20 protein-coding genes and 1 pseudogene are annotated in these 25,177 nt (G+C 46.4%); 20 read left to right on the plus strand and 1 reads right to left on the minus strand.

Features of this window, described 5'->3' with window-relative positions; all coding sequences use genetic code 11:
• Positions 1-191 precede the first annotated feature (191 nt).
• The 9 genes and pseudogenes from AOC20_RS03290 (at position 192) to rlmD (ending at position 12,240) form a co-directional block, all read left to right on the plus strand.
• On the plus strand, positions 192-1,607 hold the full coding sequence (locus tag AOC20_RS03290; RefSeq protein ID WP_215361444.1) for a carbohydrate porin: 1,416 nt from the start codon (positions 192-194) through the stop codon (positions 1,605-1,607).
• Between the two features lie 237 nt (positions 1,608-1,844).
• Positions 1,845-3,341, plus strand: a complete 1,497-nt coding sequence (locus AOC20_RS03295; protein WP_251373147.1) for a TolC family protein — start codon at positions 1,845-1,847, stop codon at positions 3,339-3,341.
• Between the two features lie 9 nt (positions 3,342-3,350).
• On the plus strand, positions 3,351-4,622 hold the full coding sequence (locus AOC20_RS03300; RefSeq protein ID WP_215361448.1) for an efflux RND transporter periplasmic adaptor subunit: 1,272 nt from the start codon (positions 3,351-3,353) through the stop codon (positions 4,620-4,622).
• Positions 4,623-7,700 (plus strand): efflux RND transporter permease subunit, encoded by a 3,078-nt coding sequence (locus AOC20_RS03305; protein WP_215361450.1) that lies wholly within the window; start codon positions 4,623-4,625, stop codon positions 7,698-7,700. It abuts the gene before it with no gap.
• A gap of 31 nt (positions 7,701-7,731) precedes the next feature.
• Entirely contained in the window at positions 7,732-8,526 is a 795-nt protein-coding gene (gene surE, locus AOC20_RS03310) for a 5'/3'-nucleotidase SurE (protein ID WP_215361454.1), read from the plus strand.
• Positions 8,527-8,555: 29 nt separating this feature from the next.
• Positions 8,556-9,179: pseudogene (locus AOC20_RS03315) on the plus strand (protein-L-isoaspartate(D-aspartate) O-methyltransferase); the annotation flags it as partial.
• A gap of 37 nt (positions 9,180-9,216) precedes the next feature.
• A complete protein-coding gene (locus AOC20_RS03320; protein ID WP_215361458.1) occupies positions 9,217-9,981 on the plus strand; it encodes a peptidoglycan DD-metalloendopeptidase family protein in 765 nt (254 codons plus the stop codon).
• Positions 9,982-9,998: 17 nt separating this feature from the next.
• On the plus strand, positions 9,999-10,820 hold the full coding sequence (locus AOC20_RS03325; RefSeq protein ID WP_215361464.1) for a 3'-5' exonuclease: 822 nt from the start codon (positions 9,999-10,001) through the stop codon (positions 10,818-10,820).
• Positions 10,813-12,240: a 23S rRNA (uracil(1939)-C(5))-methyltransferase RlmD gene (gene rlmD / locus AOC20_RS03330; RefSeq protein ID WP_215361466.1), complete on the plus strand. Its 1,428-nt coding sequence runs from the start codon at positions 10,813-10,815 to the stop codon at positions 12,238-12,240. The genes AOC20_RS03325 and rlmD overlap by 8 nt, the downstream gene beginning before the upstream one ends.
• Positions 12,241-12,588: 348 nt before the next feature.
• On the opposite strand, the gene AOC20_RS03335 is transcribed toward rlmD, so the two are convergent.
• Entirely contained in the window at positions 12,589-13,290 is a 702-nt protein-coding gene (locus tag AOC20_RS03335; RefSeq protein ID WP_215361469.1) for a Bax inhibitor-1 family protein, read from the minus strand.
• A 261-nt stretch (positions 13,291-13,551) separates the two neighbouring features.
• Between AOC20_RS03335 and ndk the strand changes: the two genes are divergently transcribed.
• The 11 genes from ndk to hflC all read left to right on the plus strand — a co-directional run bounded on the left by ndk (position 13,552) and on the right by hflC (position 25,176).
• On the plus strand, positions 13,552-13,977 hold the full coding sequence (gene ndk, locus AOC20_RS03340; protein ID WP_215361471.1) for a nucleoside-diphosphate kinase: 426 nt from the start codon (positions 13,552-13,554) through the stop codon (positions 13,975-13,977).
• A gap of 42 nt (positions 13,978-14,019) precedes the next feature.
• A complete protein-coding gene (gene rlmN / locus AOC20_RS03345) occupies positions 14,020-15,252 on the plus strand; it encodes a dual-specificity RNA methyltransferase RlmN (protein ID WP_215361473.1) in 1,233 nt (410 codons plus the stop codon).
• Positions 15,253-15,265: 13 nt separating this feature from the next.
• Positions 15,266-16,543 (plus strand): flavodoxin-dependent (E)-4-hydroxy-3-methylbut-2-enyl-diphosphate synthase, encoded by a 1,278-nt coding sequence (gene ispG / locus AOC20_RS03350; protein WP_215361476.1) that lies wholly within the window; start codon positions 15,266-15,268, stop codon positions 16,541-16,543.
• A 38-nt stretch (positions 16,544-16,581) separates the two neighbouring features.
• A complete protein-coding gene (gene hisS / locus AOC20_RS03355; protein ID WP_215361478.1) occupies positions 16,582-17,913 on the plus strand; it encodes a histidine--tRNA ligase in 1,332 nt (443 codons plus the stop codon).
• Between the two features lie 48 nt (positions 17,914-17,961).
• The gene (locus AOC20_RS03360) at positions 17,962-18,621 is read left to right on the plus strand and encodes a YfgM family protein (protein WP_215361479.1); all 660 of its coding nucleotides are present in this window, start codon (positions 17,962-17,964) and stop codon (positions 18,619-18,621) included.
• Positions 18,622-18,629: 8 nt separating this feature from the next.
• Positions 18,630-19,775: an outer membrane protein assembly factor BamB gene (gene bamB / locus AOC20_RS03365; protein ID WP_251373148.1), complete on the plus strand. Its 1,146-nt coding sequence runs from the start codon at positions 18,630-18,632 to the stop codon at positions 19,773-19,775.
• The gene (gene der, locus AOC20_RS03370) at positions 19,772-21,136 is read left to right on the plus strand and encodes a ribosome biogenesis GTPase Der (RefSeq protein WP_215361489.1); all 1,365 of its coding nucleotides are present in this window, start codon (positions 19,772-19,774) and stop codon (positions 21,134-21,136) included. The genes bamB and der overlap by 4 nt, the downstream gene beginning before the upstream one ends.
• Before the next feature lie 181 nt (positions 21,137-21,317).
• Positions 21,318-21,560 (plus strand): RNA chaperone Hfq, encoded by a 243-nt coding sequence (gene hfq / locus AOC20_RS03375; RefSeq protein ID WP_068321135.1) that lies wholly within the window; start codon positions 21,318-21,320, stop codon positions 21,558-21,560.
• Complete coding sequence (gene hflX, locus AOC20_RS03380; protein WP_285896910.1) at positions 21,553-22,794, plus strand: GTPase HflX; 1,242 nt, start codon at positions 21,553-21,555, stop codon at positions 22,792-22,794. The genes hfq and hflX overlap by 8 nt, the downstream gene beginning before the upstream one ends.
• Complete coding sequence (hflK, locus tag AOC20_RS03385) at positions 22,784-24,304, plus strand: FtsH protease activity modulator HflK (protein ID WP_215361491.1); 1,521 nt, start codon at positions 22,784-22,786, stop codon at positions 24,302-24,304. Before hflX ends, hflK begins: the two co-directional genes overlap by 11 nt.
• On the plus strand, positions 24,304-25,176 hold the full coding sequence (hflC, locus tag AOC20_RS03390; protein ID WP_215361492.1) for a protease modulator HflC: 873 nt from the start codon (positions 24,304-24,306) through the stop codon (positions 25,174-25,176). Before hflK ends, hflC begins: the two co-directional genes overlap by 1 nt.
• Position 25,177 lies beyond the last annotated feature (1 nt).

Here is a 25,177-nt window from a genome sequence, read left to right on the forward strand (position 1 = left end):
CAAGCATGGTCTAGCGGTGATTTCTCTTCGATCTGTCATCTCCATGACATAAAAACTAGTTAAATTACTCACTATTGGGGATAATTTGTCCTGCGCGACCCTTGGGCTTCAATATCAAGCTGTGTCTGCCTAGTTTTCCCCATCGGCTTGTTGCTATTGCATTGCTCTAGCAACCCCATTAGAAATTGTGAATGACACGCAAGATTTATTTACTTCTCCTGCTCAGTATTGCCTGCACATTTTTTGGTGCTTCTGCTTTTGCGCAGAGGGCAGGATCGGGTGCAGACCAAATTTCCAGCTTCGCAGATGACCTTTCCTGGTTGCCAACCGAGGGTGAGATTTTTGGCCTACCAGTAAATATTCATGGCCAAACCACTTACATCAATCAGCGTTATAACAACTTCACCTCGAGTTATTCAGGACAAAACAGCTTGTCTGATCTGAAGTCGATGAGCTATACCTGGTCGGGTACTTTATTTCTGGGTGCACGCTTGGCCCCGAATACTGACGTCTATTTCAATCCAGAAGTTGTTTCAGGTGTGCCATTCTCGGATTTAGTTGGTCTAGGTGGCTTCACAAACGGTGAAGCTACTAAGGCAGGTGGTTTGAATGCCAAGTTTTATTCTGCACGCGCATTTCTGCGTCACACCATTAATCAAGAGGGCGATAAAGTTGTTCTTGAAAATGATGCCAACCAAATTACACAAACCGTTAGCAGTAATCGTGTTGTGATTACTGCAGGACAGTTCTCTACCTTAGATATTTTTGACGATAGCAAATATGCCAAAGATCCCCGTATTCAGTTCATGAACTGGGGCAATATGACCTATCTAGCTTATGACTATGCTGCCGATGCGCGCGGCTACAGTACTGGCTTGGCGGGTGAGTGGTATGTTGACAATTGGGTTCTGCGTGCCTCTCGTATGCTGGCTCCAAAGAATCCGAATGGCCGTGATCTGAACTGGCAAATTTTTAATACTTATGGCGATCAAATAGAAGTGGAGCGTCAGCATAATATCGCCGATCTTCCAGGCAAGGTAAGCGTGCTGGCTTATCGCAACAGAATGATCTTGGCACGTTTCTCTGATGCAACCAATTATGTCGTTGCCAATAATGCACAGGGTACGCAAGCAATTAATAATGTTCGCACTAACTACCAATATAAAACGGGTGTTGGTATTAATGGAGAGCAGGCATTAACTAAAAACCTTGGCATCTATGGCCGTGCATTTACATCCGATGGACATACCGAAACCATGTCGTTCACCGAAGCAGATAATTCAGTCTCAGTTGGCATGGGTTTAAATGGTACGAGCTGGCAGCGACCCAGTGACACTATCGGTATTTCGATGATGCAAAACGGACTCTCGAGCTATAGAAGAGGTTATTTGCAGGCTGGTGGCGTGTCTTACTTTATCGGTGACTATGCCGGTCCTAATCAAACAATTTCTTATCGCCCCGAAAGAATTGGTGAGGTGTATTACAACGCTTTGGTAGTCAAGAATGTCCTAGCCGGTTTGAACTTTCAGCACATCAGCAATCCAGCTTATAACTCTGCTCGTGGACCCGTAAGCATTCTATCTTTTAGGATTCATGCCGAGTTTTAAGGGTTTTACTGATCCCAGTCTTAATTATTATCTTTAGAATCAATAAGATACGTATTTCTGTTTATTAGACTTTTGACTTTTGTCGCCTATAATTCATAAACCCCCCTGAAATGGGTATGGATAGGTTCTAAATCTGCATTGGGGGCTATAAAAACAGCATTTTTATTGATTTAGAGGCAGTAGCATTTGTTGACTCTCAGTAAACACCAGAAAAGCGCATTTAAAACGCTCAACAGCGTGACTCCATTTGCAATGGCTGCTTTTGTCTGCGCTACAACTTTCTCCGTTCCTTTATGCGCTCAAATAGTTTTAGATAACGCACCTGCTAGTGTGACTGTTCAGTCTGGCGATGCTTTATTTGCAGCTCCCCCATCGATTGGCGCTCAACTTAGCGCACAAGACCCAGCCATAAACTCGAATCCTATAACTGCCGAGATGTTTGCTCCGGTAACAAAAGCCAACACGCCAAAGATTTATACCAAGCCTGCGTCAACTGGACCAACGGAGATGGATTTGCGTCAGTTGTGGAATGAGCTCAAGTTAAATAATCCGCAACTGTCATCCTTGCGTGAATCTTATTTATCTGCCAAAGCAACTGTGCCGCAAATCAACGCGCCAGCCAATCCACAGGTGGGATTGGTATGGTCCGGTATGCCCGTGAATTCACCATTTGCTTTGGGCGGAGCGAATGCGCCTACTCAGCAATATCCTGGCGGCATCAGTACTAATAACGGTTTTTCTTTTACGCAGCCTTTGCAGTTCCCCGGCAAGAAAAGTCTGGCGGCAGATATTGCCGATACCAATGCTGAAGCCTTATTGGCGGGCTCAGAGGTGACCTATCTTCAACTTGGTGCTCAACTGTCTACTCTCTACTACGGTGCTTTGGCATCGCAAAAGCAATTACAGGTACTTAAAGAGTCCGTTATTCGCCTAGAGATGATTAAGAATGTAGCTAAGGCGCGTTATGCAAATAATGCTGCAGCCTATGTCGAGTTTTTAAATGCGCAAGTAGCGCAAAGTGCAGCTCAAGCGGATCAATTTAATGTAGAGCGTCAGCTAAATGTTTCGTTACATAGTATTAATACTTTAGTTGGGCGCCATTCTCGTGAAAAGTTAGTACTGCGTGGTGATGTGCGTCGCGCTATGACTAGCGTACCCACCTTAATTGAATTGGAAGACTATGCTGAAAATAGTCATCCATCCTTAAAGAGCTCAGCATTGCAATTGGATGCAGCACGCAAAGGTGTTGACCTAGCAAAAAAAGCATATCTACCTGATTTTCAGGTCATTGGTTCATCCTTTACACCGCGGGGGCCATTTTCTGCAAACAATGGCGCGCTGTATTATCAGTTTGAGTTAGATTTAATTATTCCTTTGTACTTCTTTACTAAAGAAAAGTATGGGGTAGAACAGGCTCAACGTAATCAGGCTTCTGCGGAGGCGGGTAATATTTCTAATCGCCAACAAATCGTATTGGCAGTCAACACCGCATACGCTAATTACGAGCAAGCTAAAAATCAAGCGCAGTTCCTGAGGGATCGTCAGGTGCCTCAGGCAGATACTGCTTATAAAGTCGGTCTGACCCAGTACTCAAATAACGGCCAAGGCTTTAATGATTTATTGACTGCCCAAACGCAATTGCGTAACTTAGAGATTGCATTGGCTCAAGCTGAAAGTAATTTGTTGCAGGCACAAGCGGTTCTCATGGTCTCAGCGGGTAAAGAACCCTTTTAAGGAGTAGTTTTGAAAGATAAAATTCTTTCGTTTCTCAAGCGCCTGTCTGAAAAGGCAAAGCCGATTCTTCATCAGGGCGCCAATCAAGGTGCACATCATGCAAAAGTCGCAGCTGCCGGATTAGCAGGTCTGTATTGGAATTTGTCACCCCAGAATCGATATCGCGTTCGACTGGCTGCCTTTGCATTTGCCATTCTTTCTTTGGGTATCGTGGTGGGGCGAGTGACTAATGTAAATCGCACAGTCAAGATTGAGGCTTCCGATAAGGCGCTCAAAGTTGAGAAGACAGGTGTCCTAGAATTAAAGCTACCTGGCGTGCAACTTAATCCAGAAATTTATATCTTTCAGTCCGCTGAAAAAGTACAAGTGCCAGTCAATATTAAAGTGCCTGGGCGCTTGGCATTTAATGCAGAAAAATCTAAAGTACTTTCAGCGCGTGCTCCTGGACGAGTTGAGCGTATCTATGCTTTTGATGGCGCTCAAGTAGATATTGGCTCACCAATTGTTGAGTTGTACAGCCCAGAATTTCAGTCGGCACAACAAGAGTATTTGTTGTCCTCTAAGACGGCTAAAGTTCTCGAATCCAGCAAAACGATGAGCGACTTACTGGGTGATGCGCGTATCACTCAGCAAGCAGCCTCCAATCGCATGAGAAATCTCGGTGCTGGCGATGGTGATATTAAGAGTATTGAAAATACCGGCAAGACCACGAGTAATTTAATAATGCGCTCCCCTTTGAAGGGTGTAGTCGTAAAGCGTAATGTAGAGCCTGGCTCAGCCTTGAGTGCTGGAGATGTGATTGCCACTTTGGCAGATCCTAAGCAGCTTTGGTTCTTGGGAAATGTATTTGAGCAAGATTTTCGCTTGATCAAGCAAGGTCAAAAAATGGTCTTGCATCTGGAGGCATACCCAGATAAAGAGTTTGTTGCGTACGCTAATTACATTGCCCCATCCGTTGATCCACAAACCCGAGCGTTATTAATTCGTGCGGATGTGGAGAATACTGATGATCTATTGCGCCCAGATATGTATGCCTCAGCATCACTCACTACAGGGACGGCTGATGCAGTAGTGGTGCCTCAATCAGCGATTGTCAGAATCCGCGAGAATCGCTATGCGATTATTAAAGTAGGTCCAGAAACTTTCCGTCGCGTGCCAGTCAAAGGTTATGACCTGAACAGTAAGAGTTTTGCGATTACTGAAGGTGTAGAGCAGGGCTGGCAAATATTGGCCGAAGGCGCTGTCTTGTTAAATGATCGTTTTGCTAAGCAGGAGGACTAAGTGAGCGTTTTCACCTCCTTTATTCGAGGGGTAGTTGAAAAGCGCGCGCTTGTCATTTTTGCGTCAATCGTACTGCTGGGCTTAGGCATGCTCAGTTTAAGTAAGTTACCAATTCAGCCATATCCAGGTGTAGCTCCATTAACGATTCAAGCCATCTCACAATGGCCTGGAAGAAGTACTACCGAAGTTGAGCAGCAAGTCACTATTCCGGTTGAGAATGCTTTGGCTGGTATCCCGGGCTTACAAGCTTTCCGCTCCGTATCCCTGTTTGGTTTATCGGTAGTCACTCTCAAATTTAACGACACTGCTGATCCTTTTAAAGCGCGTCAGACTTTTTTAGCAAACTTAGCAAATGTTGCTTTTCCATCGGGCGTCACCTCAAGTATTAGCCCTGACTCAGATGCAACAGGCGAGATCATGCGTTACGAGGTGCGTTCAGACTATGCATCTTCAACTCTACTGAAGACTCTGCAGAACTATGAGATCTACAAAGAGCTCAAGCAAACTCCGGGTGTAGCTGATGTATCTTCTTTCGGCGGCAAGGTACGTCAATATCAAGTCATTGTCAGCCCAGAAAGCATGCAGGCCAAGGGCATCTCTGTTAATCAGTTGATTGCTGCCTTAACCAATGCAAATAGTAATACCGGTGGCGGACTATTACCGAGTGGTGAACAGCAATTTGTGGTCCGTGGGGTAGGCCTCCTCAAGAATATTGACGATATCAAGCAGGTCGTTATTACCATCAATAATGGTGTACCGATTCATATTGGGGATGTAGCTAGGGTGGAAATTGGTAATGCTCCACGCTTGGGTATGTTCCAGTTCAATGACAATCCAGATTCTGTAGAAGGGATTGTGTATCTACGCCGTGGTGAGAATGCTACTGAAGTTTTGGCGCGCGTTCGCAACACGGTAGACAACATTAATAAACACGTACTGCCCCCTGGTATTGAAGTAAAGCCTTTCTATGATCGTCAGGTTCTGTTGGACATTACTGTCGGTACCGTAAAACATACTTTGTTCTTCGGTATTTCTTTGGTGCTGGCAGTGCTGTTCTTCTTCTTAGGTAATATTCGTGCGGCTGCCGTAGTAGCTGCGGTCATTCCCTTAGCACTGTGTGTTTCGTTTATTCAGATGCACTTGTGGAGTGTGCCAGCCAATCTGATCTCCTTGGGTGCTATCGACTTTGGCGTGATTGTTGACTCAGCCGTGATTTTGACGGAGAACGTCATGCGTCACCTGGAAGAGGGCGGCAAGCGCTTAAACCAAAGCATTATTCTCGCAACGAGTGAAGTACAGCGAGCGATGATTTATTCCACGGGCATCATCATCGTCGCCTACTCACCATTGTTCTTCATGGGCGGTGTTGAGGGCATTATCTTTAAGCCAATGGCCTTTACGATGGGCTTTGCTTTGATTGCTGCAATGATTCTCAGTTTGACATTCTTGCCGGCAATGATTTCATTGGTCTTTGGTGAGAATCTACACCATAAGCCACCATCTTTTATTACCAAGATCTTGGATAGCTATAAGCCTTTGCTGAGAAGGTGGATGGATCGCCCATTAACTATTTTCTCGGTAGCAGTCTTTGTATTGGGAATTACTTTGCTCAGTATGACTCGCTTGGGTACGGCATTCTTGCCGACGCTTGAGGAGAATAATATTTGGTTGCGCGTCACTTTACCCAATACAGTTGATCTCGATTATTCAGTCAAGATTGCGAACCAATTGCGCGAAACCTTTATGGCGCAACCGGAGATTGAAAAGGTTGCAGCCCAGATTGGGCGTCCGGATGATGGTACTGACTCAACCGGTGTCTTTAACCAAGAGTATGGCTTGTATCTGAAGAGTCCTGACAAAATGCCTAGTGGGTCTTCAAAGAAAGACTTGATTGCACACTTAGAAGTTGAGCTTAATAAAATTCCAGGGGTTACCTATAGCTTCTCGCAATACATTCAAGATAACGTCAATGAGGCTTTATCAGGAGTGAAGGGTGAGAACTCCGTCAAGATTTACGGCACTGATCTTGAGGTGCTCGACCAAAAAGCACATGAAGTGATTGATCAACTCAAAAAAGTACGTGGTGTTGCTGATGAAGGTATTTTGAAAGAGTTGGGTCAACCAACCCTTAATATTCAGATTGATCGAGAGAAAGCAGCGCGTTACGGCATTAACGTAAATGATATTCAGACGGTAGTTGCCAATGCGATTGGTGGGGCTGCGGTAACCAACTTGCTCGAAGATGAAAAAACCTTCGGCATAGCAGTGCGCTTGAATGAAGGTAGTCGCAATGACGTTGCTGACATTGGCCATTTATTGGTTGAGGCCCCTGATGGCACCAAGATTCCTCTATCGATGGTTGCTACTGTTCGTTTAACGGATGGTCCATTCTTCATCTATCGTGAAGCGGGTAAGCGTTATATCGCGATTAAATTTAGTGTCCGCAATCGTGATCTCGGTAGCGCTGTAGAAGATGCCCAATTCTTAGTGGAAAAGAATATTACTTTGCCACCAAACTATTCCATTAGCTGGGACGGTCAGTTCAATCAAATGAAGCAAGCGCAGAAGAAGCTAATGCTGATCGTGCCATTAGCTTTGATGGGCATTTTCTTGTTGCTGGTAAGTGCGTTTGGCAACTTCCGCGATGCCTTCATTGTGATGATCAATGTACCGTTTGCTGCAATTGGTGGCGTCATTGCTCTGCACTTAGCAGGTGAGACCTTAAGTATTTCAGCATTCTTTGGATTCTTATCGCTGTTTGGTATTGCGATTCAGGATGGCGTGATTCTCATTTCCTTTATTAATAAGACGGCTGCCACTGAGCATGGGCAGATGAAAGACATCATGGTTGAGGGTGCATCCTTGAGGGTACGTCCGGTATTAATGACTGCAGCCCTCTCTGGCTTGGGTCTCCTGCCAGCAGCCTTATCGCATTCGATTGGTTCTGAGGCGCAACGTCCATTAGCCTTGGTGATTGTGGGTGGCATGGTAACTACTACTATTTTGACTCTCTTAGTGTTACCTGTCATTTATGGTTGGTTTAGAGCCCGTGCTTTAACTCCAGCCAGTAATATATAAACATCTAGCAAAAAGAAAGAACTACATAGTCATGAGTAATCGTCAACCCCACATTCTGATTTCTAATGATGACGGCTATTTAGCTCCCGGCTTATTGGCTTTGGTGAATGCAGTGCGTCCTTTGGGCCGGATTACCGTAATCGCTCCTGAGCAAAACCACAGCGGCGCCTCCAATTCTTTAACGCTTTCTAGACCACTCTCGATTCATCGAGTTGCTGGTGGAGAGCGAGATGGCTTTTTCTTTATCAACGGCACTCCTACGGATTGTGTGCACGTAGCCATGACTGGATTCTTGGATGAGAAACCTGATCTCGTGATTTCTGGGATCAATCAAGGTGAGAACATGGGTGAAGATACGCTTTACTCTGGTACTGTTGCTGCTGCTGTAGAGGGCGTCATGTTTGGAGTGCCCGGTATTGCATTCTCGCAAATAGATCGTGGCTGGAATCGGATTGAAGATGCTGCAAAAGCCGCGCATGATGTGGTTGCGCAGATGCTGGTTTCTGCATTAAGCAAAAACCATGCTGATGGCGTAGCAACACTACTCAACGTGAACATCCCAAATCGTCCTTATGCAGATCTCTATCGCTGGCGTGTTACTCGCCTCGGCAATCGTCATCATTCACAGCCTGTAGTAGTTCAAGACAGCCCTCGCGGCGAAAAGATTTATTGGATTGGTGCTGCTGGTGATGTTAAGGAAGGCTCTGAGGGTACAGATTTTCATGCTATCGCTGAAGGCTGTATCTCGATCACTCCAATGCAATTGGATTTGACGCACCATGCTCGTTTAGCTGCAATGCGTGCGAATGGATGGGATCGCGGTTGAAGGCGCCCACCGAACGTTTTGCTGCCTATCGACAGGCTCTAGCTGCAAAAGTGCATGCGGGGGGTGTTAAGCACGGCAAAACACTTGAGGCTATTGCCACTGTGCCACGCCATGCATTTATGGATGCAGGCTTGCATGCGCAAGCTTATGAAGATACGGCGCTACCTATAGGTCATGAGCAAACGATTTCCAAGCCATCGGTAGTAGCGCGCATGATTGAGTTGCTCCATAAGCCTAAACATAAGCTTGGCAAAGTATTAGAGATTGGCACTGGTTGTGGTTATCAAGCAGCAGTTCTCAGTTTGTTAGCAGAAGAGGTGTATTCAATCGAACGTATTCGTCCGCTGCATGACATGGCAAGAGCAAAGCTGCGCCCATTTCGCATTAATAATCTGCGCCTGATTTATGGCGATGGTATTTTGGGTTTACCTCAAGCAGCACCATTTGACGGCATTATTTTGGCGGCCGCAGGCTTGGGTATTCCGGATGCTTTACTTGATCAATTGGCGATCGGTGGGCGTTTGGTAGCTCCAGTTGCCAAAAATGACAAAGAGCAGCAGTTGGTCATGGTGGAGAGAATGAGCTCCCAGCGCTACCAAAGAACTGTGCTGGACGGGGTCTTTTTTGTCCCCTTACAATCAGGGGTAGTATGAGATCCATGATGAATTCACTAATTCAGAACCTAATTTAATGTCACACACTTTATCCAAACGTTTCCTCATTGCATTTATATCCGCATCTTTGATGATGTTGGTGGGATGTTCTACACTGCGTACTAAGCCTGCTGGCGTGACGGATAGAAGCGGTAGCAGCTCTGTTGAGGCAACGCCACCTGGCTACTACCGAGTTAAAAAAGGGGATACCTTGGCTCGTATAGCTTTAGATAATGGCCAAGCTCCGCGCGATGTAGTGCAATGGAATAAGGCAGTCAATCCTAGCTTTAATCCGAATGTGATTGAGGTGGGTGACTTGATCGTGATTAAGGCTCCAGCAGGCTCTAAGTCTGCACGCGTGGTCGAGAAAAAGTCGGCAGCAGAAAAATCTGATACACCAGTATCAACTCCTGAGCCAGCAAAAGCAGAAGTCGTAGCTGAGCCGGGCATTCGTTTATCTTGGCCAGCAAAAGGTAAGGTCGTCGCTGAATTTAGTGAGACCAATAAGGGAATCGATATTGCCGGTAAGGTTGGCGAGCCGGTACTTGCGGCATCTGATGGCAAAGTGGTTTATGCCGGCAATAGTTTGCGCGGTTATGGCAATTTAGTTATTGTTAAGCACGACAATACTTATCTCACTGCTTATGCCCATAACAGCAAGCTCTTGGTTAAAGAAGGTGATGCTGTGCGTAAGGGGCAGCGTATTGCCGAGATGGGTGATACAGATGCCAATGCAATCAAGTTGCACTTTGAGCTCCGTGTAAATGGCAAGCCAGTGAATCCAACGCCGTATTTGCAGTGATGTTGCAGTAAATACGCATGGCCACTGTTCTTGTTTTTGACATTGAAACGATTCCTGACGTAGCGGGTCTGCGTCGTTTGGAAGATTTTCCGGAGTCAATGAGTGATTCTGAAGTAGCTGCTAAAGCCATGGCTGATCGTGCTGCTAAAACGGGTAGTGAATTTCTACCCCTATTTCTGCAAAAGATTGTGGCTATCTCCTGCGTGATTCGGAGAACGACTAAAGAAGGTTTGCCACAAATTAAAGTCGGCACACTTGGAACTCCACAAGATGATGAGAAGGTGTTGATCCAAGCCTTCTTTGATCTAGTAGAAAAATACACTCCTCAATTGGTGTCATGGAACGGTAGCGGTTTTGACTTGCCGGTTCTACACTATCGAGCTTTAGCAAATCATGTGCAAGCTCCACGTTATTGGGAGATGGGTGAGAGCCAGGATTCTGATAGCCGAGAATTTAAATGGAACAACTACATCAGTCGTTATCACATGCGTCATCTCGATATTATGGATTTGCTGGCTAAATTTAATGGCCGTGCAAATGCGCCCCTGGATGGCTTAGCTAAGCTCTGCGGCTTTCCCGGAAAAATGGGGATGGATGGTAGCCAAGTATGGCCGGCTTATCAGGATGGCAAGATTAATGACATCCGCCGTTATTGCGAGACTGATGTTGTCAATACGTATCTCATGTACTGTCGCTTTCAGTTGTTGCGCGGCGGCTTTTCTCATGACGAATATCAAGAAGAAATTGATTATGTAAAAGCCTATCTCGAAAAAGAGGCTAAAGAACCCAACGGTGGTCAGTGGCAAGAATATCTCCAAGGTTTTGCACCGGATGCGTAGAGGCGATAAGCCAGTCAATATTGAAGTGACTGAGCCAATTAAAGTGGAGGCACTCGATTTAGATGCCCAGGGAATTGCGCGTCTCATTCCCAATGAGGAAGAGACTGCCCAGGGCCAGAGCGGCAAGGTGATTTTCATTAAAGGTGCATTGCCAACCGAGCTGGTGACTTACACCATCACCAGTGAGAAGGCCCGCTTCAGTAAGGCCAAAGTACGTAATATCCTCAAGCCTGCGGTATTTAGGGCTGAGCCCAAATGTAAAGCCTTTGGCGTATGTGGCGGTTGCACTATGCAGCATTTAGACATACGTGCTCAAGTAGCAATGAAGCAGCGCGTACTGGAAGATGACTTACAACATATCGCTAAAGTAAAACCAGAAGAGATCTTACGTCCAATGGGCGGCCCTACCTGGGAATATCGTCATCGTGCCCGTTTAAGTGCAGTTAACCGCTCCATTAAAAAAGGCACGGTACTGATAGGCTTTCATGAAGGCAAGAGTGGTTATGTAGCAGATATGTTGGCGTGCGAGATTTTACCTAAGCATGTATCTGATTTATTGCCAGAGATGCGAAAGTTAGTCATGGGTTTGTCCATTGTGGATCGTATGCCCCAGATTGAAATTGCGGTTGGCGAGCCAGAGGATGCGCTATCGGATGACCCTAAAAAATCGAAGCCAGTAACCGCTTTGGTGTTTCGTAATTTGAAGCCTTTAACGGCGGAAGATGAGCAGCTACTGCGAGCCTTTGCTGATCAGCATCAGGTCTGGATTTGGCTCCAACCTAAGGGCATTGAGACGGTAGCCCCTTTTTATCCAGAGACGGGCAAGCTTTGTTACCGCCTGCCTGAGTTTGAAATCGAAATGCCATTCAAACCTGCAGACTTCACCCAGGTGAATCACATGATGAATCGCGCATTGGTGAGTAGGGCGATTCGGTTGCTAGAAGTAAAACCTACGGATCGAGTGCTTGATTTATTTTGCGGCATTGGAAATTTCACATTACCTCTTGCCAGAAAAGCAAAAGCAGTTTTGGGTATTGAAGGTCTCGAGAGTTTGACGACACGTGCAAAAGCAAACGCAGAACATAATGGACTCGTTGATAAAGTCAGCTTTATGCAAAGCGATTTATTTTTAGTCACTACAGAGACAATTGCTTCGTGGGGTAAAGCAGAGCGTTGGCTAATGGATCCGCCGCGTGAAGGCGCAATGGAGATTTGTAAGGCGCTTGCTGATCTGCATACAGGGCAAAGTGAATTGTTGCCAGAGCGCATTGTGTATGTCTCCTGTAATCCCAAAACTTTAGCCAGGGATGTCGAGATCTTGTGCCATCAGGCAGGCTACCGATTGAGTAGTGCGGGGATTATTAATATGTTCCCGCATACCTCCCACGTGGAGTCTATGACCGTTTTTGACCGTAACTAAGGTCTAAAACTTGGATTTGGCAGTATTTCTATTGGGTTCTGCCCCAAAGTTGTGCGCATAGCTTATTTGCAGTGCAGCTTTAGTAAACCGCCATTTCAGCGCAGAGTAGATTGAGTTTATGCAGAGAGCATTACTGCCAAACCGGTAATTTACTGTTGGGAGTTCCTCATGAAAGCCTCAGATAGTTTTGCCCTCATATTGATATTGATGGCCTTATCTTATGCGGTCAGCATGTTTGTAGCAGTCTAGTTGCCTGCAAGCAAGAAGCAGTTCATTAGCGACAAAGAAAAAGGCGCCCGCAGGCGCCTTTAGAGAACATCACACTTTATAAAGTGTGATTTGCTTCCCTTAGTCTCTATTACCGCCAACAATACCCAAGAGGGCAAGCAGGTTGGTGAAGACGTTATAAACATCAAGGTAGATAGCTAAAGTAGCCATGATGTAGTTGGTCTCGCCACCATTGATAACGCGTTGCACGTCAACCAAGATGAAGGCAGAGAAGATTGCAATAGCAAGAACCATCACAGTCAACATCAAGGCAGGTAACTGTAGCCAAATGTTTGCCAATGAAGCAACGATCAAGAGCAATACACCAACCATCAACCATTTGCCCATACCGGCAAAATCACTTTTGCTTACAGTAGCGATCGTTGCCATAGTGGCGAAGATCGCAGCAGTTCCGCCGAAGGACAGCATGATCAGGGTTGCGCCATTGCTATAGCTGTTAAGCGTGTAGCCGACTAGGCGAGACATCATGATGCCCATAAAGAAGGTAAAGCCTAGGAGTAGGAGAACGCCCACACCAGTGTCTTTGTTCTTTTCGATTGCCCAGAAGAAACCAAAGGCAACTGCCATGAACACAATGAAACCAATAAATGGACTGCCAGAAAATAGATCTAGGCCCATTGCAACGCCAAGCCAAGCGCCAATGACAGTGGGCACCATGGATAGCGCTAGCAGAGCATAGGTATTGCGCAGTACGCGGTTGCGTATTTGGACGGTACTAATTGAGCCGGTTTGGCCAAAGCCGTAAGAGTTCAGATCACTCATATTGACTCCTTCTTTTTCATAGTTATTACATGAGCCCACGAAGGGCTGTTGTCAGTAAGTATAGACAAAACCCTCTAATTTCAAGCCCCTAGATAAAAGTCTTACAAATAAAGGGCTTATGCCCTGTAAATTCAAGGGCTTAGCCCTACAGGCATAGGGGTAAATACGGTCAAGCAATGTATAATTCGGGGGTCGCTGAGCTTGGGGGCTTATTTAACGCCGGCTTGGCAAATATCTTTGAAATCACTATTGGAGTCTTGAATGGCAATTGAACGCACCCTTTCTATTATCAAACCTGATGCTGTCGCTAAAAACGTCATCGGCAAAATTTATGACCGTTTTGAATCTGCTGGTTTGAAGATCGTTGCTTCTAGAATGGCGCACCTCTCACAAGTTGAGGCTGAGCAGTTCTACGGCGTTCATAAAGATCGTCCTTTCTTCAAAGATTTGGTGAGCTTCATGATTTCCGGTCCTGTAATGATTCAAGTATTGCAAGGCGAAGGCGCAATTGCTAAGAATCGTGACTTGATGGGCGCAACCGATCCTAAGAAGGCAGAAAAAGGCACAATCCGTGCTGACTTTGCTGACAGCATTGATGCAAATGCTGTGCACGGTTCTGACGCTCCTGAAACTGCTGCTGTGGAAGTTGCTTTCTTCTTCCCTGGTATGAATGTTTTCAATCGTTAATCACTGATTAATCGATTAGCTATTTATTTATAAGTAGACGCATTGACCTCCCCGCGCGTAAATCTCTTAGATTTTGACGCTGACCAAATGGCGGCGTATGTCGCGGGGTTGAATGAAAAGCCCTTTAGGGCCAAGCAGCTCATGCAGTGGATACATCAACGTGGTGTATCAGACATCAACGACATGAGTGATTTAGCAAAAAGCTTTAGAGCAACATTGCTAGACAAAGTAGAAGTACTTTCTCTCCCCGTTATCAAAGATGAGCATGCACTAGACGGCACCCGTAAGTGGTTGCTGGACGTGGGCGCCGGTAATGCTGTGGAGTCGGTATTCATTCCTGAGGATGATCGAGGCACTCTGTGCATTTCTTCTCAGGCAGGCTGCGCAGTCAATTGCCGTTTTTGCTCAACTGGGCATCAAGGTTTCTCGCGCAACCTCACTTCCGGTGAAATCATCGGACAACTTTGGTTTGCAGAACATCTGCTGCGCAATGATCCAGAAGCTGTTCGCAGAGTGGAAAAGTTTCCAACGCCAGGATGGGAACATACTGGGCGCGTGATTTCGAATGTCGTGATGATGGGTATGGGTGAGCCTTTGCTCAACTACGACAACGTTGTATCCGCATTACGTTTAATGCTGGATGACAGGGCATATGGTTTATCGCGTCGACGTGTGACGGTTTCTACCTCGGGCGTAGTGCCGATGATTGATCGTCTAGCGCAAGATTGTCCAGTAGCTTTGGCGGTCTCATTACACGCGCCAAACGATGCACTGCGTGATCAATTGGTTCCACTCAATCAAAAATATCCTTTGCGTGAGTTACTTGACGCCTGTGAGCGTTACCTACCATTTGCACCAAGAGACTTCTTAACCTTTGAATATTGCATGCTCGATGGCATCAATGATTCGGACGTTCAAGCAAAAGAATTGGTACGCCTGCTCAGAAACATCAAGTGCAAGATCAACCTCATTCCCTTTAATCCTTTCCCAGAATCTGGCCTCAAGCGTTCATCAGCGCAACGAGTAAACGCCTTCGCTGGCATTTTGTTGGATGCAGGTATGGTGGCTACAGTTCGCAAGACCCGAGGTGATGACATCGCTGCGGCTTGTGGTCAATTAGCAGGAGATGTAGTGGATCGCACGAGAGTGCGTGAGCGTGCCGTACACAATGCAGAAATTGAACTCACAGAGGTTGAATCTGATGAAGAGTTTGATGAAGACCTCAATGCGGAGCCAAAAGAGCATCCGATTGAATGGCTCAAAAAGTTAAAGTAAAGATTAGACCCGGATGAGCTCTAATAATTCATTGTCACCACTGCCGAATTTACCTTTGGGACCAAGTCCTAAACGTGCAACCCGTCAAGCGACTGTTGCCTGGAAAACGAACATCATTACGGTTGGTGGTGATGCACCAGTACGTGTGCAGTCGATGACCAATACCGATACTGCAGATGCGGTAGGCACTGCAATACAGGTAAAAGAATTAGCGCGCGCTGGCTCAGAGATGGTGCGCATCACTGTGAATACACCAGAAGCCGCTGCTGCAGTTCCTTATATTCGTGAGCAGTTAGACAAGATGGATGTGTTGGTGCCATTAATTGGGGACTTTCATTACAACGGGCATACGCTCTTAAATGATTTTCCCGAGTGCGCTAAGGCGCTATCAAAGTACCGTATTAATCCTGGCAATGTGGGTAAGGGCGCCAAGCGTGATCCACAATTTGCACAAATGATTGAAGCTGCTTGCAAATACGATAAGCCCATTCGTATTGGCGTGAACTGGGGCAGCTTGGATCAAGAGCTTTTAGCCTCCATTATGGATAGCAACGCAGCTTTAGCAGCTCCAAAGACGGCGCAAGAAGTCATGATTGAGGCCTTGATTCAGTCGGCCTTGCAGTCGGCAGAAAAAGCCGTTGAATTTGGTATGAATCCCAATCAAATTTTACTTTCATGCAAAGTGAGTAATGTTCAAGACTTGGTGGCGGTTTATCGTGATCTCTCCCGTCGCTCCGACTATCCATTGCACTTGGGATTAACTGAAGCGGGCATGGGTAGCAAAGGGATTGTGTCTTCAACCGCAGCAATGGGTATTTTGTTGCAAGAGGGCATTGGGGATACGATTCGGGTTTCATTAACGCCTGATCCTGGCGCACCTCGTGAAAACGAAGTCATCGTCGCTCAAGAAATACTGCAAACCATGGGCTTGCGTAATTTCACGCCAATGGTGATTGCCTGTCCAGGTTGCGGCAGAACTACCAGCACTACCTTCCAGGAATTGGCTGCCAATATTCAGTCTTATTTACGTCAACAAATGCCAGTTTGGAAGAAAACCCATCCAGGCGTAGAGAATATGAATGTCGCTGTCATGGGCTGTATTGTGAATGGCCCAGGTGAGAGCAAGCACGCCAATATTGGTATCTCCCTGCCTGGCACAGGCGAAACCCCTGCGGCACCCGTATTTGTCGATGGAGTGAAGGTAAAAACCCTGCGTGGTGAGAGAATTGCTGAAGAGTTTCAGGTGATTGTTGATGAATACGTCAAACAAAACTATGCATCTAAGATTTAAAGAAGCTGAAGAAAAGTAATAACAAAACAATAATAAAAATGACTGATCAAAACAAAGACTCAAAAGCACAGGCCAAGGTTCAGAAGATCAATGGTGTGCGGGGTATGAATGATTTGCTACCAGCAGATGCTGCACAGTGGGCACATCTTGAGCATGTCTTGCGTGATTTAACGCGTGCCTATGGCTATGAATTTTTAAGAACGCCGATAGTAGAAGCTACTGCTGTGTTTCAACGTGGTATTGGTGAGGTTACCGATATTGTTGAGAAGGAGATGTACTCCTTTGAAGATCGCTTAAATGGTGAGCAACTTACTTTACGCCCTGAGGGTACTGCTGCTTTAGTGCGCTCGGTGATTGAAAATAATTTGCTTTATGAAGGACCTAAGCGTCTTTGGTATACCGGCCCCATGTTTCGTCATGAGCGCCCACAACGTGGCCGCTATCGCCAGTTCCATCAGTTCGGTATTGAAGCCTTAGGCTTTGCTGGTCCAGATATTGATGCAGAAATCATTCTCATGGGGCAGCGTCTTTGGGATGAATTGGGTCTTAAGGGCGTACGCCTAGAGATTAACTCTCTTGGGCAGGCGCCTGAGCGTGCTGAGCATCGCGCTGCTTTGGTAACTTATTTTGAAAAGAATCAAGAGCAGTTGGATGAAGATTCTCAGCGTCGTCTGATATCAAATCCATTGCGCATTTTGGATTCTAAAAATCCGGAGATGCAAGCATTGATCGAAGGTGCGCCAAAGTTACTGGATTTCTTGGGTGAAGAGTCGCTCAAACATTTCAATGCTGTGCAAGCTTTGCTCAAAGCCAATAACATCCCCTGCAAAATTAATCCCCGTTTAGTGCGCGGTTTAGATTATTACAACCTCACCGTATTTGAGTGGGTGACGGATGAGTTGGGTGCTCAGGGCACGATTGCGGGCGGCGGTCGCTATGACCCCTTGATTGAGCGCATGGGTGGTAAAGCAGCGCCTGCGTGTGGTTGGGCTATGGGCATGGAACGCGTGCTGGAGTTGATGAAGGTTTCTGGTTCTTTGCCTGAAACACAGGCTCAATGCGATATTTTTGTTTTGCACCAGGGCGGCGAGACTTTGACGGCTGCCATGATTATTGCTGAGCGCTTACGCAGTGCTGGCATCGATACCATTCTTTTCTGCCCTCCAGATGGTGAATCTGCCAGCTTTAAGTCACAAATGAAGAAGGCAGATGCTAGTGGGGCTGCTTTTGCGGTCATTATTGGCCCAGATGAGCTTGTCAAGAATGAGGCTCAGCTTAAGGACTTGCGTGGCACAGGTGAGCAGAAGTCGGTTCCTTTGGACGATGTCCTAGGGGCAGCAATTGACGCGCTAGTGGGCGCCTCCGAATAGAATTAAGCTAATACACCATTAATTACCTATAAATGAGTTTGGATTGACATGCCTTTAGATCTAGAAGAACAAGAACAATTAGACCAATTCAAAGCGTTTTGGCAAAAATACCGCAACATCATTACTGGCGTTGTTACTGCCGCTTTATTTGCTTATGCCGCTTATAGCGGGCTTCAGTGGTGGCGCAATAGCCAGGCACTTGAAGCTTCTAAGTTGTACGAAACGATGGTGAGCGCTATCGCTAAAGGCGATAAGGATCAAACTTTGCGTGCAACGGATGATTTACAAAAAGATTTTGGACGCACCCCTTATGCAGCAATGTCTAGTTTGATTGCTGCGCGTATTGCATCAGATGCGGGCGACAGTGCAAAGGCATTGGATTATTTACGTTGGGCTGCTAAGAACGCTTCAAACGATGGCTACCTCGCATTGGCAAAGTTACGCCTAGTGACTCAATTGATTGAGTTGGGTAGCGAAAAAGATTTTGCAGAGGCAGATCAAATTTTGAAAGAAAAGCCGATCGCAGGCTTTGAATCTTTATGGCTTGAGCGTCGTGGTGATTGGTACTTAGCCCAGAAGAAAAATGCTGAAGCTAAAGCGAGTTATCAAGATGCTTGGAAAAAATTAGACCAAGCAAAAGAATTTCCTGAAGAGGCGCGTCGTCTCTTGAAGGTGAAATTGGATGCTGTTGGAGGAGTTTCTCAGTGATTAAAGAGATGAAGCGTTTGTCAATGCGTATAGGCGCTGCCCTAGTAATGGGTTCCGTGATCATTGCTTTAGTTGCTTGCTCTGGTAACGCGAGAGTGAAGAAGCCTGCGGAATTGGCTACGGTAACAAATCAGTTCGATTTACAGCCCGTATGGTCAACTAGTGTTGGTTCATCCGAAACCTTTAATTTCCATCCGATTGTTGCTGGCGATGCTGTATATGCTGCATCTCATCGTGGCAATTTAGCTAAGATTAACTTGTCATCAGGCAATAAGGTATGGGAGGTTTCTGTACCTGAACGTTTATCAGTTGGTCCCGGGTCTGATGGTCGTACTACTGTTGCCGTCACTACCAAAGGTGTGGTCTACGCCTATGACGACACTGGTAAGCCAATTTGGAATGTGAGTGTGGGTAGTGAAGTATTGAGTGAGCCGGTAGTTGCTGGTGGTGTAGTGATTGTGCGAGCACTAGATAATCGCTTTATTGGCCTGGATGCACAAACCGGTGTTCGCAAGTGGGCCTATCAGCGCCAGCAATCTGCATTATCCTTGCGCGTCGGTTATGGCATGCTACCTATTAATAATGAAGTGGTTGTTACGGGTTTTGCTGGCGGCCGCTTTGGCATGATTGCAATTAGCAATGGCGGTCTAGTGTGGGAGACCCCAGTTTCCTTTCCTAAGGGCTTCTCAGAAATCGAACGCTTAAATGATGTCACTGCTAAACCAAGCATCGAAGGCGATATTATTTGTGCGGTTTCCTATCAAGGGCGTATTGGTTGTGGTCAAGCCCGTACCGGTAATCTTTTGTGGTTTAAAGATTATTCAAGTTATACCGGCACCTCACAAAATGCAGATATGGTTTTCTCGGCAAACGAAAAATCGTATGTAACTGCTTTTGCATCTAAAGACGGAAAACAAATTTGGGAGAACACTCAGCTGACATTCCGTGATGTAGGTGAGTCACTCGCAGTGGGCAGAGTTTTGCTGATGGGTGATGCTCAAGGTTATATCCATGCATTTTCACAGGCGAATGGCGAGATGGTTGCGCGTATTCGTCACGACAGTAGTCCAATCTCGGCTGCCCCCATTGCGGTAGGTGGCCTCATCTTGGTTCAATCACAAGGTGGAAAAATAGCGGCGTACAGTCCAAAATGAATCCAGTCATCACTATCGTCGGTCGTCCTAATGTAGGAAAGTCGACACTCTTCAATCGCTTAACGCGTTCACGTGATGCCTTAGTGGCTGACTTTTCTGGCTTAACCAGGGATCGCCACTATGGCAAAGGTCGTATCGGCGAGCGCGCATTTATTTGCGTAGATACAGGTGGTTTTGAACCTGTTGCCAAGACAGGCATTGTTGCCGAAATGGCAAAGCAGACAAAACAAGCGGTTGCTGAATCAGACATCGTTATCTTCTTGGTGGATGGTCGTCTTGGTATGGCGCCACAAGATCGAGTGATTGCTGATTTCCTCCGTAAGACCGGTAGACCAGTCATCCTAGCGGTAAACAAGACAGAGGGTATGCAGGCTGGCGTTGTTACTGCAGATTTTCATGAGCTGGGTTTGGGTGAGCCTTTTCCAATCTCCTCTGCACATGGTGATGGCGTGCGCGGTTTGATTGATGACGCATTAGATTCCTTGGGCATTGCTGAGCCGGAAGAAGATGAATTAGCAAGCGATCCAAACCGCCCAATGAAAATTGCGGTGGTAGGTCGTCCTAACGTCGGTAAATCGACCTTGATCAATAAGTTGATCGGTGAAGAGCGTGTCATCGCTTTTGATATGCCAGGCACTACACGAGATGCGATTGAGGTTCCCTTTGAGCGTAATAGCAAACCTTATATTTTGGTTGACACTGCAGGTTTGCGTCGTCGCGGAAAAGTATTTGAAGCTATTGAGAAGTTCTCCGTTGTTAAGACATTACAAGCTATTGCTGACTGTAATGTGGTGATCTTGATGCTGGATGCTCAGCAAGATATTTCTGAGCAAGATGCCCACATCGCCGGCTTTATCGTTGAAGCTGGTCGAGCATTAGTGGTTGCAGTGAACAAGTGGGATGGTCTGGATGCGTACGTAAAAGAGCGCGCTCGTTTAGAGATTGCGCAAAAGCTGCGCTTCCTCGATTTTGCAAACGTACATCCAATTTCCGCAAAAAAGGGTACAGGTCTTAAAGAGCTCTTTAAGGATGTGGATGCTGCCTATGCTGCAGCGATGGCAAAGTTACCAACCCCTCGTCTAACGCGCATCTTGCAAGAAGCAATTGAGCATCAACAGCCAAAACGGGTTGGCATGGGTCGTCCGAAATTGCGTTATGCCCACCAAGGGGGCATGAACCCCCCAATTGTGGTCATTCATGGCACATCCTTGAGTGGGGTGACTGATAGTTACAAGCGATACTTGGAAGGCCGCTTTAGGGATGTCTTTAAATTACGCGGCACGCCGCTCCGAATTCAGATGAATACTGCCAAAAACCCCTATGTTGATGCCGATAAGGGTAAAAAAGGCAAAAAGCGCTAATTTGGGCTAAGCTTTCATTCTGCTGTCGATATGGGCTTGATTTTTTTGAAAATCAGCCCAATATAGAGAGTTCAAGAAGCAGTATGGTTTGGCAGTATGCATTCAGCGGTGAAGATTGATATTTAATAAAAAAAGCAAGACTCCCAAAAAAGTAGTTAACAAAAGATAAATAAGGGGCAGTATGAATAACAAACAAATTCAATTACTTCAGGATCCGTTCCTCAATGCTTTGCGCAAAGAACATGTTCCTGTCTCAATCTATTTGGTAAACGGCATTAAATTGCAGGGCAACATTGAATCTTTCGATCAATATGTTGTTCTCTTGCGTAATACCGTGACCCAAATGGTTTACAAACACGCAATCTCTACGATCGTTCCAGCTCGTGCGATTGATTTCCGTTTAGAAGAAGCTAGCCCTGTATAAAACCGGAGTAGATGCGGCGCGCGCTGTTCTGGTTGGAGTAGATACAGGACGCGAAGACTTTGCAGATAGCATGGCCGAGCTCAGCCTTTTGGCTGACAGCGCTGGCTCTATACCTGCAGCCACTGTAATTGCGCGTAAGGGCAAGACTGACCCCGCCTTATTTATTGGCTCGGGCAAAGCGAATGAGCTCAAGCGGGTAATGGAAGAGCAGGGTGCAGAACTGGCGATCTTCAATCATCCACTTTCCCCAACGCAGCAGCGCAATTTAGAACGTCATATTGGTTTTCATGTGATGGATCGCACCGGTTTGATTTTGGATATCTTTAGTCAACGAGCGCAAAGTCATATAGGTAAGACGCAAGTTGAACTAGCGCAAGTGCGATATCGCATGTCTCGCCTAGTGCGGGCTTGGAGTCACTTAGAGAGACAGCGTGGCGGTATTGGTGTGCGTGGCGGTCCTGGTGAAACCCAAATGGAGTTGGATCGCCGAATGTTGGCCACTAAAGCCAAGCGCTTGGAAAATGAACTTGAAAAACTACAGCGTCAACAAAGAACCCAAAGAAGGGCGCGCAATCGAAAAGATGTCTTCTCGGTCTCTTTGGTTGGATACACCAATGCGGGTAAATCAACCCTATTTAATGCCCTAACAAAAGCAGGGACTTATGCCGCGGACCAGTTATTCGCTACTTTGGACACCACCTCTAGAAAAGTCCATTTAGATGGAGTGGGTTCTATTGTGGTCTCCGATACAGTGGGATTTATCCGGGATTTGCCCCACCAGTTAGTGGAGGCTTTTAGGGCCACTTTGGACGAAACCATCCATGCCGACCTCATTTTGCATGTTATAGACGCCTGTAGCCCCGTTGCAAGAGAGCAAAAGGCTGAAGTGGAGGCCGTTTTGGAAGAAATTGGGGCCGATGACATCCCCAGGATCGAGGTGATGAACAAGATCGACCAGATGCCACAAACCTTCACCCGTGGGGCTGCTTTAGAGCGGGATGGACAGGGCTTCCCGAGTCAGATTTTCCTGTCAGCCAAGACCGGCTTGGGCCTTGATTTACTTCGCTCAGCCCTCGCCGAATGCTCGCAAATGACTGATAGAATAAGGGTCGAACACAACCGTGCCAAGAAGCAGTTGGCCCCGGATGAGTTTTTAGAACCCTTACCCGAACGACCAGAAACTTCTGAATTTAATCCGATTTCCAACCGAAGCTATTTTTCTAATGATGCGTAAATTTCTCGAGCTGTTTTCGGTCAATGATCCAGGTTGGGGCAATAGCCACAATGCTGGCGGATCTAAAGATGCCAAAGATGGGCAGGGTAGTGATCAAGCTCCAAAAGCGGATCCAGAAACCAATAAGCCTGTCGAGACTCAACCAACAAGTCAACCAAGCAATCCGGTTAATAAGCCAGATGGTCCGCCAGATTTAGATGAACTGTGGCGCGATTTCAATGACAGAATTGCCGGTATCTTTGGCGGCAAGAAAAAACCTGGTGCAATGGGCGGCTCTGCTAGTAAGCCAGCCAACAAACCGAGTAGCACTGATATTCCTCCGCCATCACAGCGTGGCAATGGTGGTAACAATGGTGGTGGCAATGGCGGCATCAATGCGCCTAACTTTAATTTCACCAATCCATTTGGTTCTAAAGCGAGCTTCCTCATTGCCGGAGCGATTGTTTTCTTTATGTGGGTATGCAGCGGCTTCTTCATTATTCAAGAAGGCCAAGCCGGCGTTATTCTGACTTTTGGTAAGTACGATTACACCGCTAAGCCCGGTATTAACTGGCGCATGCCTTGGCCAATTCAAGCCGATGAAACGGTGAACCTATCGGGAGTGCGATCTGTTGAGGTAGGTCGTCCGATACTCATTAAGGCGACTAATCAAAAAGATTCCTCAATGCTCACTGAAGATGAAAATATCATCGATGTGCGCTTTGCTGTTCAATACCGCTTGAAAGATCCAACTGATTATTTATTTAATAACCGTGATCCAGATGCAGCAGTAGTGCAGGCAGCCGAGACTGCCGTGCGCGAAATCGTTGCACGTAGCAAGATGGATACTGTGCTGTATGAAGGTCGTGAAAAGATTGGTATTGATTTAGCCAACTCTATTCAGAAAATTTTGGACAGTTACAAAACGGGTATTTACGTTACTAGTGTGACTGTGCAAAACGTGCAGCCACCAGAACAAGTACAAGCAGCGTTTGATGATGCGGTGAAGGCAGGTCAAGACCAAGAGCGTTTGAAGAGTGAAGGTCAGGCTTATGCCAATGACATTATTCCCCGCGCCAAAGGTACCGCCGCCCGTCTGATTCAGGAGGCTGAAGGCTACAAAGCCCGTGTTGTTGCTACTGCAGAGGGTGATGCCACACGCTTTAAGCAAATCCTCGTTGAATACGCTAAAGCACCTCAAGTAACTAAAGATCGTATGTACATCGACACCATGCGTGAGATGTACAACAACGTGACAAAGATCTTAGTTGACACCACTAAGAGCAACAGCCTCCTCTATCTCCCGCTCGATAAGATCGTTGCTCAGGTCAGTGCTGAAAGTGCTCAGGCAGCGAGTACGCAAGTGAACCCAACAGGAGTAAGCACTCCAACTGGAAGTGTGACTGTGGGTGGCGCAACGGGAGTCAATGCCCCGAGCTCCACTTCTGGCGCCGCAATCTCAACACCGTCCTCTAGTGGCTCTGCTGATAAACGTGATGGCCTGCGTAGTCGCGATAGGGAGTCTAGATAATGAATGCAAATCGTTTAATTGCTGCAGGTATCGCCTTTATTGCGCTGATATATGTGCTGTCCTCTAGTATTTTTGTTGTCGACCAACGTAAGTTTGCTGTAGTGTTTTCATTCGGACAGATTGTTCGTGTAATTGAAAAGCCGGGGATTCAGGCAAAGCTTCCAGCCCCATTTGAAAGTGTCCGCTTCTTTGATCGTCGTATTTTGACGATTGATAATCCAGAAGCAGAGCGCTTTATTACTGCTGAGAAGAAAAACTTATTAGTAGATTCTTATGTGAAGTGGCGCATTGTCGATCCTCGTAAGTTCTTTATTAGCTTTAAGGGTGATGAGCGCTTGGCGCAAGATCGCTTAACTCAGTTGGTCCGCTCCGCATTAAATGAAGAATTCACAAAACGTACTGTGCGTGAATTGATTTCCGATCAACGCGAAGAAGTAATGCAAGGTATTCGTAAGAAGGTTGCTGATGATGCTTCGGATATCGGCGTAGAAATCGTAGATGTGCGCTTAAAGCGTGTTGACCTCTTGGCAGAAATTAGCGATTCTGTTTATCGCCGTATGGAAGCAGAGCGTAAGCGCGTTGCCAACGAGTTGCGCTCAATGGGTGCTGCAGAGTCTGACAAGATTCGCGCTAATGCAGAGCGTCAGCGCGATACCATCTTGGCTGAGGCTTATCGTGATGCACAAAAAATCAAGGGAGCGGGAGACGCTAGAGCAACTGCTCTCTATGCAGAGGCATTTGGGCGCGATGCTCAGTTTGCTCAGTTCTATCAAAGCTTAGAGGCTTATAGAAGCTCATTCAAGGATAAGAAAGACATCATGGTGGTTGAACCCAATGGTGAGTTCTTTAAGTTCTTACATAAAAAGCAATAAG

The organism is Polynucleobacter ibericus (genome assembly GCF_018687955.1).
Taxonomy (GTDB): Bacteria; Pseudomonadota; Gammaproteobacteria; order Burkholderiales; family Burkholderiaceae; genus Polynucleobacter; species Polynucleobacter ibericus.

Bases quoted from the DNA above. Each gene is read 5' to 3' on its own strand.
- hflK (WP_215361491.1), top strand. From the start codon at position 22,784: ATGATGCGTAAATTTCTCGAGCTGTTTTCGGTCAATGATCCAGGTTGG.
- AOC20_RS03290 (WP_215361444.1), top strand. From the start codon at position 192: ATGACACGCAAGATTTATTTACTTCTCCTGCTCAGTATTGCCTGCACA.
- hflC (WP_215361492.1), top strand. From the start codon at position 24,304: ATGAATGCAAATCGTTTAATTGCTGCAGGTATCGCCTTTATTGCGCTG.
- rlmD (WP_215361466.1), top strand. From the start codon at position 10,813: ATGCGTAGAGGCGATAAGCCAGTCAATATTGAAGTGACTGAGCCAATT.
- surE (WP_215361454.1), top strand. From the start codon at position 7,732: ATGAGTAATCGTCAACCCCACATTCTGATTTCTAATGATGACGGCTAT.
- ndk (WP_215361471.1), top strand. From the start codon at position 13,552: ATGGCAATTGAACGCACCCTTTCTATTATCAAACCTGATGCTGTCGCT.
- AOC20_RS03320 (WP_215361458.1), top strand. From the start codon at position 9,217: ATGTCACACACTTTATCCAAACGTTTCCTCATTGCATTTATATCCGCA.
- AOC20_RS03360 (WP_215361479.1), top strand. From the start codon at position 17,962: ATGCCTTTAGATCTAGAAGAACAAGAACAATTAGACCAATTCAAAGCG.
- hisS (WP_215361478.1), top strand. From the start codon at position 16,582: ATGACTGATCAAAACAAAGACTCAAAAGCACAGGCCAAGGTTCAGAAG.
- AOC20_RS03325 (WP_215361464.1), top strand. From the start codon at position 9,999: ATGGCCACTGTTCTTGTTTTTGACATTGAAACGATTCCTGACGTAGCG.
- bamB (WP_251373148.1), top strand. From the start codon at position 18,630: ATGAAGCGTTTGTCAATGCGTATAGGCGCTGCCCTAGTAATGGGTTCC.
- hfq (WP_068321135.1), top strand. From the start codon at position 21,318: ATGAATAACAAACAAATTCAATTACTTCAGGATCCGTTCCTCAATGCT.
- der (WP_215361489.1), top strand. From the start codon at position 19,772: ATGAATCCAGTCATCACTATCGTCGGTCGTCCTAATGTAGGAAAGTCG.
- ispG (WP_215361476.1), top strand. From the start codon at position 15,266: ATGAGCTCTAATAATTCATTGTCACCACTGCCGAATTTACCTTTGGGA.
- AOC20_RS03335 (WP_215361469.1), bottom strand. From the start codon at position 13,290: ATGAGTGATCTGAACTCTTACGGCTTTGGCCAAACCGGCTCAATTAGT.